The 13,131-nt window shown below is 39.0% G+C and carries 11 protein-coding genes; 10 read left to right on the forward strand and 1 reads right to left on the reverse strand.

The window, feature by feature from the left end; translation table 11 throughout:
• Positions 1-57 precede the first annotated feature (57 nt).
• Positions 58-246, reverse strand: a complete 189-nt coding sequence (gene rpmB / locus IGJ49_RS00570; protein ID WP_010734442.1) for a 50S ribosomal protein L28 — start codon at positions 244-246, stop codon at positions 58-60.
• Positions 247-517: 271 nt separating this feature from the next.
• Between rpmB and IGJ49_RS00575 the strand changes: the two genes are divergently transcribed.
• The 10 genes from IGJ49_RS00575 (at position 518) to IGJ49_RS00620 (ending at position 12,418) form a co-directional block, all read left to right on the forward strand.
• On the forward strand, positions 518-880 hold the full coding sequence (locus tag IGJ49_RS00575; protein WP_010720424.1) for an Asp23/Gls24 family envelope stress response protein: 363 nt from the start codon (positions 518-520) through the stop codon (positions 878-880).
• A 51-nt stretch (positions 881-931) separates the two neighbouring features.
• Complete coding sequence (locus IGJ49_RS00580; protein ID WP_062805886.1) at positions 932-2,614, forward strand: DAK2 domain-containing protein; 1,683 nt, start codon at positions 932-934, stop codon at positions 2,612-2,614.
• 109 nt (positions 2,615-2,723) lie between these two features.
• The gene (recG, locus tag IGJ49_RS00585; RefSeq protein ID WP_438722175.1) at positions 2,724-4,760 is read left to right on the forward strand and encodes an ATP-dependent DNA helicase RecG; all 2,037 of its coding nucleotides are present in this window, start codon (positions 2,724-2,726) and stop codon (positions 4,758-4,760) included.
• 46 nt (positions 4,761-4,806) lie between these two features.
• Complete coding sequence (gene plsX, locus IGJ49_RS00590) at positions 4,807-5,808, forward strand: phosphate acyltransferase PlsX (RefSeq protein WP_010734439.1); 1,002 nt, start codon at positions 4,807-4,809, stop codon at positions 5,806-5,808.
• A 119-nt stretch (positions 5,809-5,927) separates the two neighbouring features.
• Positions 5,928-6,170 (forward strand): acyl carrier protein, encoded by a 243-nt coding sequence (gene acpP / locus IGJ49_RS00595; protein ID WP_023518907.1) that lies wholly within the window; start codon positions 5,928-5,930, stop codon positions 6,168-6,170.
• A 586-nt stretch (positions 6,171-6,756) separates the two neighbouring features.
• A complete protein-coding gene (locus IGJ49_RS00600) occupies positions 6,757-7,761 on the forward strand; it encodes an ABC transporter ATP-binding protein (RefSeq protein WP_010734437.1) in 1,005 nt (334 codons plus the stop codon).
• The gene (locus tag IGJ49_RS00605) at positions 7,762-8,706 is read left to right on the forward strand and encodes an ABC transporter ATP-binding protein (RefSeq protein ID WP_010734436.1); all 945 of its coding nucleotides are present in this window, start codon (positions 7,762-7,764) and stop codon (positions 8,704-8,706) included.
• A complete protein-coding gene (opp4B, locus tag IGJ49_RS00610; protein WP_010734435.1) occupies positions 8,706-9,668 on the forward strand; it encodes an oligopeptide ABC transporter permease in 963 nt (320 codons plus the stop codon). The genes IGJ49_RS00605 and opp4B overlap by 1 nt, the downstream gene beginning before the upstream one ends.
• A 28-nt stretch (positions 9,669-9,696) precedes the next feature.
• The gene (locus IGJ49_RS00615) at positions 9,697-10,611 is read left to right on the forward strand and encodes an ABC transporter permease (protein ID WP_010734434.1); all 915 of its coding nucleotides are present in this window, start codon (positions 9,697-9,699) and stop codon (positions 10,609-10,611) included.
• 25 nt (positions 10,612-10,636) lie between these two features.
• Complete coding sequence (locus tag IGJ49_RS00620; protein WP_023518908.1) at positions 10,637-12,418, forward strand: oligopeptide ABC transporter substrate-binding protein; 1,782 nt, start codon at positions 10,637-10,639, stop codon at positions 12,416-12,418.
• Positions 12,419-13,131 lie beyond the last annotated feature (713 nt).

The following is a 13,131-nucleotide window of genomic DNA, read 5'->3' on the forward strand; positions in this document are numbered from 1 at the left end:
ATTCGCAAAAAATAAAAACCGTTCATTTTGTTGAACGGTTCAAATCATTTCATTCAATTATACGCGTTCAACTTTTCCTGATTTCAACGCACGAGTTGACACCCAAACTTTTTTAGGTTTGCCGTCAATCAATACGCGAACTTTTTGTAAGTTAGGTTTAACTGTACGTTTTGTTGAGTTCATCGCATGTGAACGGTTGTTTCCACTTTTTGTCTTGCGACCTGTAAAGTAACAAACTTTTGCCATGTAAATTTCCTCCTTTGCCTTGATTTGGAGCAATAGTAAATTCAGCTCATACCAGAATAACATATCATATGGCGTAGGAATTTGCAAGCATATTTTCATAGAATTGATTGACATTTTCAGTGATTAATTGTAACGTGAACAAAGTCTTTTCCTAATTTTTTTCAATGGTTTTTGAGTACTTTAAGGGAACAACCTTTTATTTCGGTTGACGCTATGATAAAATGTGATAGTAGAAAAATGGGAATATTTTACCCGTTAAGGAGGCTCATTCATGGCTGTAAAAATTCAAACGTCAGCTGGAACCATTGAAATTACCAATGATGTCATCGCAACAGTTGTTGGTGGTGCCGCAACAGATGTATTTGGTGTTGTAGGAATGGCTAGCAAGAATCAAATCAAAGATAATATCACTGAAATTTTGCGTAAAGAAAATTACTCAAGAGGAGTAGTTGTCCGCCAAGAAGCTAATGGGATCGCAGTAGATGTTTATACAATCATTAGTTATGGCACAAAAATTTCAGAAGTTTCTCGTAATGTCCAAGAAAAAGTGAAATATAACTTGGAGACTTTACTAGGTGTTACAGCCAATTCAGTAAATGTCTTCGTGCAAGGTGTTCGTGTACTGCCAGACTAGGCAGGAGACTTGCTGACTTTTCAGCAGTCGATCTGAAGGAGGATTATCTAGGTGAGTGTAACAGAAATTAGTGCAAGCCAATTCCAGGAAATGGTTCAGTCCGGTGCGAATCGGCTACAAAAAAATGCAGAATACGTCAATTCCCTAAATGTATTCCCGGTTCCCGATGGAGATACCGGTACCAATATGAATTTATCAATGACAAGTGGTGCAAAAGCCGTTGTTGATTCTACCTCTGAAAAGGTAGGAGAATTAGCAGCGCTGTTATCTAAAGGTTTATTGATGGGGGCAAGAGGAAACTCTGGGGTTATTTTATCTCAGTTGTTCCGTGGTTTTTCAAAACAAATCCCTGATGTGACTGTTTTGACAGCAACAGATTTAGCTGCAGCTTTTACTCATGGGGTCGAAACAGCTTATAAAGCAGTAATGAAACCTGTCGAAGGAACGATCCTGACAGTCGCAAGAGAAGCTGCCAAAGCTGGTGAGAAAAAAGCAAAATCAACAGATGATGTGATCGAAGTCATGACTGCGGTCGTTAAAGGTGGGAAACGTGCGTTAGCAAAAACACCTGATTTATTGCCTGTATTAAAAGAAGTAGGCGTTGTTGATAGTGGCGGTCAAGGACTATTATTCGTATACGAAGGTTTTTTAACTGCGTTGAATGGTGAATACCAAGCAGACGAGGTCTATGAACCATCTCCTGCTCAAATGGACGATATGGTAAATGCAGAGCATCATCGTAGTGTGCAAGGTCAGTTAGCAACTGAGGATATCCATTATGGTTACTGTACAGAAATCATGGTGAAGATCGGTGAAGGTCCAACTGTAGATAGTACATTTGATTATGAAGAGTTTCGTAACTATCTAGATGGCCTTGGGGATTCCCTGTTAGTGGTCAATGACGATGAAATCATCAAAGTACACGTTCATACAGAAAACCCTGGGGAAGTCATGAATTACGGACAGAAATTTGGTTCCCTAGTGAAAGTCAAAGTGGACAACATGCGTTTGCAACATGAAACGATCTTAGAACATGACCAAGCCCCTTCAGCGCCGGTCGCACAAACGAAGCCTCGTGTACCTTACGGGATCGTTGCCATCGCAGCCGGAAAAGGTGTGCAAGAGTTATTTGAAAGTCTAGGAGCAAACTACGTGATCAGTGGTGGACAGACGATGAATCCAAGTACGGAAGATATCGTGAAAGCGATCAATGAAGTGAATGCAGATAAAGTCATCATCTTACCGAATAACAAAAATATCTTTATGGCAGCTGATCAAGCGGCTGAAGTGGCTGAACTTCCAGTTGCTGTTGTTCCATCAAAAACAGTTTCTCAAGGATTGACAGCGATGTTGTCCTTCAATGAACAAGCAACGTTAGAAGAAAATAAAGAAACGATGACAGATGTGCTTTCAAGTGTTGTCAGTGGTCAAGTGACACATGCGATCCGCGACACGATGATCGACGGAGTGAAAATCACAGAAGGTGATTTCTTAGGGATGATCGATGGGAAAATCGTGATCTCTAATCCAGACATCTTAGCGACATCACTTGCTACATTAGAGCAAATGATCAACGAGGATACTGAGATCGTCACGATATTAACCGGAGAAGACGGGTCTGCAGAGCAAGCACAAGCATTTGCGGCTCAACTGAGCGACAAATATCCTGAGTTAGAAATCGAGATCCATCAAGGAGATCAACCTGTCTATCCTTATTTATTTTCTGCTGAATAATACAGCCTGAAGCCGATAGATAAAGCAGAAAATCATTTGAAAGGATCTTCGGTCAACGATTTGCAAATCGTTGACCAAGTTCCTTTTTTTGTTAAAGGAGGGAAATCTTATGCGTTCGTTAGCTGATCCAGTCACAGTGCTGGCAGGTGTTGGTCAAAAAAGAGCGGATAGCTTGGCTAGTCTAGGCATCCATACAATCGAAGACTTATTAACTTACTATCCTTTTCGTTATGAAGATATCCAAGAAAGAAATCTAAACGAAATCCAAGACCAAGAAAAAGTTACATTAAAAGGGTTAGTTGTCTCTCCGCCAGTAATGAGTCGTTTTGGCTACAAAAAAAGCCGTCTGCAGTTTCGAATGATGCAAGAACATGAAGTATTCAATGTTTCTTTCTTCAATCAGCCCTATTTGAAAGATAAAGTCATTTTATCTGAAGAAATCGCAGTTTATGGGAAATGGGATGCGAAACGTAAAGCACTAAATGGGATGAAGATCCTTGGTTCGCAAAGTCCAGATGATTTCTCTCCGATCTATCATGTCAACAAATCCATTCGCCAAACGACACTGGTCGATCTGATCCGTCGAGGGTTTAGTGAGTATGGTGATTTGATTGAAGAAAATTTACCACTATCTTTAATTGAAAAATACCGTTTGCTTGATCGTCCAACTGCTGTAAGAAGTATGCATTTTCCGAAAAATCATGAGGAAAATCATCAAGCCAAACGACGGATTGTTTTTGAAGAATTCTTTTTTTTCCAGATGCAGTTACAAGGACTGAAAAAAGCCGAAAAGTCTGAAAAGAATGGCTTAGAGATCCTTTATGATGTGGAACGATTAAAACAATTTACGAAAAAGTTGCCGTTTGAATTAACGACGGCACAAAAACGTGTCACTAATGAAATTTGCCGTGATCTCCGTAATCCACACCATATGCAGCGTTTGTTGCAAGGGGATGTGGGAAGTGGAAAGACCGTTGTTGCTGCGATTGCTTTATATGCGACAGTGACTGCTGGCTTTCAAGGAGCGTTGATGGTCCCAACAGAAATATTGGCGCAACAACATATGGAAAGTTTATCCCAATTATTTGACCCAAATGAAGTGACCGTTGCGTTATTGACCGGATCAACGAAAGCAAAAGAACGTCGCGAGCTATTAGAACGGTTAGAAAATGGGGAAATCGATATCGTTGTGGGAACACATGCATTGATTCAAGAAGGTGTCGCATTCCAAAATCTGGGTTTAGTGATCACCGATGAGCAACATCGTTTTGGCGTGAACCAACGAAAAGTATTGCGTGAGAAGGGTTGGCGTCCAGATGTGTTGTTTATGACTGCCACCCCTATCCCTCGAACTTTAGCAATTACAGCATACGGCGAAATGGATGTATCTGTAATCGATGAGCTTCCCGCTGGACGGATTCCGATCGAAACAAGATGGGTCCGAACACCTCAATTAGATAGCGTGCTAGAATGGACCTATAAAGAATTGCGCAGAGGGCATCAAATGTATGTGATTTGTCCATTGATTGAGGAGTCCGAAGCGTTAGATGTGAAAAATGCAGTGGAAATTTACGAAAAACTTCGTGAGTTATTTGCACCAGAATATGAAGTTGGCTTGTTGCATGGTAAAATGAAGAATCAAGAAAAAGATCAGATCATGGAAACATTCAAAGAAAATCAACTCCAGATCTTAGTGTCAACCACAGTGATCGAGGTCGGTGTCAATGTGCCGAATGCAACGGTCATGTTGATCATGGATGCGGATCGTTTTGGATTAGCTCAGCTGCATCAGTTGCGTGGGCGTGTCGGTCGAGGAAGTGAGGCTTCTTATTGTATCCTCGTGGCAAATCCGAAAAATGAACTGGGTGTCGAACGAATGAAAATCATGACAGAGACCACGAATGGCTTTATCTTGAGTGAAAAGGATTTAGAATTACGAGGGCCTGGAGAGGTATTTGGCTTCCGTCAATCCGGCTTGCCAGAATTTGCGATCGCAGATCTAGTAACAGATGGGAATGTCTTAGAGGTTGCCCGTGAAGAAGCTGCGGCAATCTGGCAAATCAAAGACTGGCAGTTATTACCTGAATATCAACCATTAACAGCCAAGTTGCAATTAGGCGAACAAGATAATCGTTATTTTGATTAACAGATTATCAATACTTTCAAAATGATGACAAGGAGTGGAAATAATAATGAGAATTGCAGTAGATGCAATGGGCGGAGATCACGCACCACAAGCCATTGTGGAAGGAATCGCTCTAGCACAAAAAGATTTCCCTGAGTTGGAATTTGTTCTTTACGGTAAAGAATCAGAGATCAAAAAATATTTGACAGACGAAAAAAATATCACAATCGTCCATACTGACGAAAAAATCAATAGTGATGACGAACCAGTTAAAGCGATCCGTCGCAAGAAAACTGCTTCAATGGTTTTAGCTGCCCAAGCAGTTAAAAATGGGGAAGCAGATGCGATTTTTTCAGCAGGAAATACAGGAGCCTTACTAGCAGCTGGCTTGTTTATTGTTGGACGCATCAAAAACATCGAACGCCCTGGACTAATGTCCACATTGCCAGTTATTGGCAAAGAAGGCGAAGGGTTTGATATGCTAGATTTAGGTGCAAATGCAGAAAACAAACCAGAGCATCTTTTACAATATGGTATTTTAGGGTCATTTTATGCAAGAAAAGTTCGTGGTATCGGACGACCTCGTGTCGCATTGCTCAATAATGGGACGGAAGAGACTAAGGGCAGTGAATTGACAAAACAAGCCTTTGAACTTTTGCAAAATGAAACAAGCTTGAACTTCATTGGCAATGTGGAAGCGCGTGACTTACTAAATGGTGTGGCAGACGTCGTAGTAACCGATGGTTTTACCGGAAATGCAGTGTTGAAATCCATTGAAGGCACAGCGATGAATATGATGACCTTATTGAAATCTGCCATCTTGAATGAAGGCATCAAAGGTAAAATGGGTGCATTACTGCTAAAAGACGGTTTGCGCTCTTTGAAATCTGAAATGGACTATTCAAAACATGGAGGAGCTGTTTTATTTGGATTGAAAGCACCAGTTATCAAAACGCATGGTGCAACTGGACCAGATGCAGTTCGCTATACGATCCGTCAAATCCATACAATGCTTGAAACCAATGTTGTAGGACAACTGGTGGAGCAATTTGAGAAAAAAGAGGACTAAATTTTCTACGAATTGACAAGCTGATGGAGAAAAAAGGGTGGACATTCCAAAAAATTGTCAGTAAAATTAGCTATGGTGAAGAAAACGTAGTAGTTCTAAGAATTGTGGGGGTGAAAAAATTGACGCGCGAAGAAGTATTTAATAAGGTAGCTAAAATCATTTCAAATCACTTTGAAATGGATACAGACAAAGTGACAGATGAATTGAACATTAAAGATGATCTGAAAGCTGATTCAATTAGTATCATGGAATTTGTTCTTGAACTGGAAGATGAATTCGGTACAGAGATCTCTGATGAAGATGCTGAACAAATCGAAACAGTCGGCGGTGCCGTGGATTATATCAGCAAACACTTGAAATAAATTGAATAAATACACATCAACTGATGAATGAATTGGCAAAAGCCAATTTCAACTCAAAGCCAAGAAGTCAGAAATAGTTTAGCTATTTCATGGTTTCTTGGCTTTTTCAGTCATAATTATTTAAATAAAAGAGTTTTTTTAAAGAGAAGAAATATGTCACAACATTCGATAGAAAGAGGTAGTTTCACAACATATCTATTTCGTATGTATTGTATAATTATGCTTTTATAAAATATGACACCTCTTAGGTTAAAACTGTTTTTTATATAAAAAGTGATTTTTGCAGATTTTTATAATGATTCTTAATTTATAAAAATAGTAGGATAAAGAGAAGGTTAGCCACATACCTCATTTTTTTTAATCTTCTTTAGGAGCTGACATAGCTACGTAAGATTTTTCAGACAATTCTGGCAACAGTGTGAAATAATCTTGCAATATAAAACGGTTTTCTATATAATTATTAATAATTAATTACACACTCCTTAGAATGCTACTTATTTAATTTTTTTTTGCTAAGTTGTTATTCAGTGTAGGATTATTTTTTTTATTAAAAACTTCCATCGAGGGAGCAGAGAGGGGTATTCGATTGTCAGATAACCAATTATTAGATGTTCAGAACCTACACACAGGCTTCCGTCTAAAAGATGAATACTACGATGCAGTAGACGACGTTTCTTTTACTTTAGATAAAAACGAGATCTTAGCCATCGTTGGTGAGTCTGGTTGCGGGAAAAGTACGTTAGCTACAACGATTATGGGATTATTAGATCCTAACAATACAAAGATCACAGGGGAGATCATGTACAATGATTTAAATTTAATTGAATTAAATGAAACATTGTATAACAAGATCCGCGGAAATGATATTGGGATGATTTTTCAAGATCCATTATCTGCACTAAACCCTTTGATGAGAATTGAAGACCAAATCAAAGAAGGTTTGTCTTACCATACAAAAATGACTGCTGAGCAAAGACAAGCACGTGCATTAGAATTACTAGAACAAGTAGGGATTCCGAATCCTGCACGAGTTGGACGTCAGTATCCTCATGAGTTGTCAGGTGGGATGAGACAGCGGGTGATCATCGCGATTGCGATTGCATGTAAGCCACCGATCATTATCGCGGATGAACCAACGACTGCCTTGGACGTAACGATCCAAGCACAGATCCTTGACTTACTGAAAGATTTACAAGAAGAAACTAAAACTGGGATCATCTTGATCACACATGATTTAGGTGTCGTAGCTGAAATGGCGGATCGTGTTGCTGTGATGTATGGTGGACAATTTGTTGAAGTTGCAGGAGTCAAAGAGTTATTTGAAAATCCAAAACACCCATATACACAATCATTGCTAAATTCGATTCCACAAGAAGGAAATCACGAGGCAGAGTTACATGTGATTGAAGGCGTAGTCCCTTCATTAAAAAATATGCCACGAACAGGTTGCCGATTTGCGCCACGGATTCCTTGGATCCCAGCAAGCGCTCACGAAGAAAATCCAGTCTTGCATGAAATCGCACCGAATCATATGGTACGTTGCTCATGTTATAAACATTTCCACTTTAGAGACGAAAAAGGAGAGGTGTAGATGTCAGAATTAATTACAATCAAAGATTTGAAAGTTCACTATCCTATTCGCAGTGGGTTTTTCAACCGAGTAACAGACCATGTCTATGCAGTAGACGGTGTCGATTTTATTATTGAAAAAGGAAAAACATACGGACTAGTTGGAGAATCAGGTTCTGGGAAGTCCACAACCGGAAAAGCGGTTGTCGGCCTAGAAAAAGTGACTTCTGGCCAAATCATGTATGAAGGAAAAGACGTCACGAAAAGAAGTAACCGCAAAAAAATCGGCTACAACAAAGACGTCCAAATGATCTTTCAAGATTCAATGTCTAGTTTAAATCCTAAAAAACGAGTACTGGACATTATCGCTGAGCCGATCCGTAACTTTGAACGCTTGAGCGATCAGGAAGAAAAGAAAAAAGTCAAAGGCTTATTGGACATCGTTGGGATGCCAGAAGATGCGTTATACAAATATCCTCATGAATTTTCTGGTGGACAAAGACAGCGTTTAGGGGTTGCCCGAGCAGTAGCAACGAATCCTAAATTGATTGTTGCTGATGAACCTGTATCTGCCCTAGACTTATCTGTTCAGGCACAAGTATTGAACTTTATGAAACGCATCCAACAAGAATTTGGTTTGAGCTATTTATTCATCTCTCATGACTTGGGTGTCGTAAAACACATGTGTGACAACATCGCGATCATGTACAAAGGTCGATTTGTTGAAATCGGTACACGAGAAGATATCTATAATGATCCGCGCCACATCTACACAAAACGCTTACTATCTGCGATTCCACGAATTGATGTAGACAATCGGGAAATACAAAAACAAAACCGACGAAATGTTGAACGTGAGTATATCGAACATCAAAAAGATTACTACGATACAGCAGGGCGAGTGTATGATTTACGTACACTAACCACTACACACAAAGTAGCGTTGAAAGATGGAGGTGCTAGCTAATGTGGAAAACGATTCTACGAAGAGTTCTTTTGATGATCCCACAAGTGATCATTCTTAGTGTGTTGATCTTTATGCTAGCGCAAGCCATGCCTGGAGATCCGTTTACAGGATTGATCAACCCAAACCAAGATCCAGCTGTGATCGAGCAGATGCGTCAGGCAGCGGGCTTGAATGATCCTTGGTATGAACAATATTTCCGTTGGGTCGGAAATGCCTTACAAGGTGATTTTGGACAAAGTTTCTTGTATAAGCGTTCGGTTTCCTCTTTGATTGGAGAACGAATCGTCAATACTTTATATTTATCTATTTTAACTGTTATTATTACGTACTTGATTGCTGTACCACTAGGTATGTTAGCTGGTCGATACCAAAATTCGATTTTGGACAAAGCTGTTGTTATTTATAACTTCTTCAGTTTTGCTGTTCCATTATTCATTTTCGGTTTGATCATGTTGTTTGTTTTTGGCTATCGTTTAGGTTGGTTCCCAACAAGTGGTTCTCAGACTTTAGGTTTCCAGGGAGGATTTTTCGCTCAATGGATGGATCGATTGCAATACATTCTATTACCATCGATCACACAGGCCTTTTTAGCCACAGCAGTAACGATCCAGTATTTACGAAGTGAAGTCATTGATTCGAAATCCTTAGACTTTGTACGTACAGCTCGTTCCAAAGGGGTGCCGACAAACAAAGTATTCAGTCGTCACATTTTCCGTAATGCAGCATTGCCGATGGCATCTCAAATGGGGTATGAAATTACTTCATTGATTGCTGGTTCTGTCGTTATCGAAAAAATCTTTGGTTATCCTGGTGTCGGAAAATTGTTTATTGACTCAATCGGTCAACGTGATTATACCGTAATCACAGCCTTAGTCTTGATTTTAGGAATCGCAACGCTCGTCGGAACACTGCTGTCAGATATTATCATGAGCATTGTTGATCCGCGTATACGAATCCAATAAAAAAATCAAACAGAAGGGAGAATCGATCATGAGTGATAAAAACAAAGAAGTTGCGCAAGAAAGTATCCCACCAATGGGTATACGAATGATTGCACGAGAATTCAAAAAAGATAAAGTAGCCATTTTTTCACTGGCTTTGTTAGTTGTTTTACTATTAGTTATTTTTATCGGGGCAATCTTTATTGACCAAGATAAAGTAATGTTTGTTAGTATTTTTGATAAGTATGCTGAACCTGGCGCCATCTCTTCTCAAGGATCAAAATTCCTTTTAGGAGCAGATGAAGGTGGACGTGATGTCTTCGGTCAATTGATTATCGGAGCAAGAAACTCTGTGATGATCGGTTTTGCGATTACGATCATTACGTCGATCATCGGAGTAGGACTTGGAATTCTTTCAGGGTTTTATGGTGGGATCATTGATAACGTATTGATGCGTATTGTTGATTTTATTATGATTTTACCGATCATGTTGATCATTATCGTGTTTGTTTCGATCATTTCGCGCTATAACGTTTGGTCATTTATTTTTATCATGAGTGCATTTTATTGGGTTGCTAAAGCCCGATTATTCAGAAGTAAGACGTTATCAGAAGCTAGACGTGATTATGTCAGTGCTTCAAAAACGATGGGAACAAGTGATTTCAAAATCATGTTCCGTGAAATCATGCCAAACCTTAGTTCATTGATCATCACCAACTTAACAATGAACTTTGCGGCAAATATTGGGATCGAGACCACTTTGACTTTCTTAGGCTTTGGATTGCCAGCTAATGTACCTAGTTTAGGAACATTGATCGGTTATGCAAGTAATGGTGAAGTTTTAGTGAATCGACAATGGATTTGGTTACCCGCGTCAATTCTAATTTTAGTGTTGATGTTGAGTATAAACTACGTTGGACAAGCATTTAAGCGCTCTGCAGATGCGCGACAACGTTTAGGATAAGAGAAGTGAAGGGGGAAAATAGGATATGAAGAAAACGATTTTTGGATTTGTCACACTGCTATCTGTGGGAGCATTAGCAGCGTGTGGAAATGGCGGCGGAACTAGCTCGTCAGGTAATAATTCAGCAGATAATGGGGATAAAAGTGAATTGACTTTCCCATTAGCTACAACGAATAATGATGAAGCAATCGAAGATGGACAGCTAGATGTGGCAGTAGCAACAGATAGTCAGTTCAAAGGATTATTCCAATGGGAATTTTACCAAGATGCCTTTGATGCAGCGTTTATGGCGCCTTCACATGAACCATTGTTTACAAATGATGATAACTTCACGATTACAAACGATGGAGCAGCCTCATTAGAATTAGATGAAGATGCAAAAACAGCAACAATCACACTTAAAGACAACGTAAAATGGTCTGATGGTGTCGATGTCACAGCAGATGATGTTATTTTCCCTTATGAAATCATCGGAAACTCTGAATACACTGGTATCCGTTACGATGATACATTCCGTAACATCGTTGGTATGGAAGAATATAACAGCGGTAGTGCAGATACGATTTCTGGAATTACAAAAGTAGATGATAAAACTGTTAAAATCGAATATAAAGAAATGAACCCAAGCATGCTTCAAGCAGGTGGTGGAATTTGGACATATGCAGCACCAAAACACACACTTGAAGGAATTGCTATCAAAGACATGGAATCAAGTGATCAAGTTCGTAAGAACCCTGTGACATTTGGTCCTTACTATATGAGTAACATCGTTGCTGGTGAATCAGTAGAATTCTTACCAAATGAATACTACTGGAATGGTACGCCACAATTGAAGAAAATCACAATGAAATCATTACCAACAGCAAGTGCAACAGAAGCATTAAATTCAAAATTATATGACATGATTTTCCAAATGCCAACAGATACGTATGACACATACAAAGATATCGCTGGTTATACGAATCTAGGACGTCAGCAAACTTCATACACTTACTTAGGTTTCAAACTAGGTAAATGGGATGCTGAAAGTGGAAGTGTAGAATATGATCCAAACTCAAAAATGGCTGACAAAGCATTACGTCAAGCAATGGGCTATGCTTTAGACAATGCGGCAGTAGGTGAACGTTTCTATGCTGGTTTAAGAAGCAATGCAACTTCATTGATTCCACCAGTATTTGAAAGTTTCCACGATGCAGATCTAAAAGGCTTCACTCAAGATCTTGATAAAGCCAACAAATTATTGGATGATGCAGGATATAAAGATGTTGATGGCGATGGTATCCGTGAAGACAAAGATGGTAACAAGTTGACAATCAACTTTGCGTCAATGGCAGGTGGCGAAACAGCACAACCATTAGCAGATTACTACGTACAACAATGGAAAGAGATTGGTTTAGATGTTCAATATACAACAGGTCGTCTGATCGAATTCAACTCATTCTATGATCGTTTGGAAAATGATGATCCAGAAATCGATATCTACCAAGCAGCTTGGAGTACAGGAACAGATCCAAATCCAAGTGGACTATGGGGTGCAAATGCTGCGTTCAACTACACTCGTTTTGAGTCAGAAGAAAACACAAAATTGATCAATGATATCAATTCAAGTGCAGCATTTGATGCAGATTACCAAAAAGAAGCTTACAAAAAATGGCAAGAATACGCATTTGAAGAAGCTTTTGCTATTCCAACATTGTTCCGTAACGAAGTATTACCAGTAAACGACCGCGTAAAAGATTGGAATTGGGCATATGATGCTGTCAATCCATGGGCTGTTGTATCTGTAACTTCAGATTCACGTTCATAATCAACAAATAATAAAACCGAATCAGTTCGAGATAGGATTTTCCTATTCTCGGCTGGCTCGGTTTTTCTGTGTGAAGTATATGGATAGAGTGAGGTTTGACAAGTATTCATAATAAAATGCGACGATCTCACTCCAATAGAAAAGAGATGAGATCGTCGCTCAAGCGTTGCGTTGATTGATCTGTTGAGAGGGAGTGGTTTAGTATTGTACTATTTTAAACATTTTGTTTCATACTTTATCTGTTCTCTAAGGTTGTGCTACTTTAGCTAAGATAAATAGTAGCTAAAAATGATTCTTTTCTTTTATTGTTTTTATTGCTTCAACCAACTCAGTCTCGATTTTACTTTTTGAGCGTAGCAAGCCAATTATTTCATTTAACTGTGTAACGATTTTTATTATACCGACAAAAACAACAACAAAAATAAAACTAGTTACTGAAAAAATTTTAATCACCAACTTACATTATATTTTGACGATATCCTTTGTCAGTTAACGTCACTCAAATGGTTTCTGTACTTTCGTGACTAGACAAAAAATCGTGGATGTTGATTATTCTAACTAATAAATTGGAAATCATGATCATCGATGCGTCAATGCTTATGATCTCGTATGTAACAGCAAAAGCAACTAATCTGATATTGTATAGTGTATTACCTCCAGCTCCCACGGCAAGTGTATCATAGAAGTTATGGATAGACTACTTAGCCCCTATT

It is taken from the genome of Enterococcus sp. AZ171 (assembly GCF_051714005.1).
Classification (GTDB): Bacteria; Bacillota; Bacilli; order Lactobacillales; family Enterococcaceae; genus Enterococcus_B; species Enterococcus_B pernyi.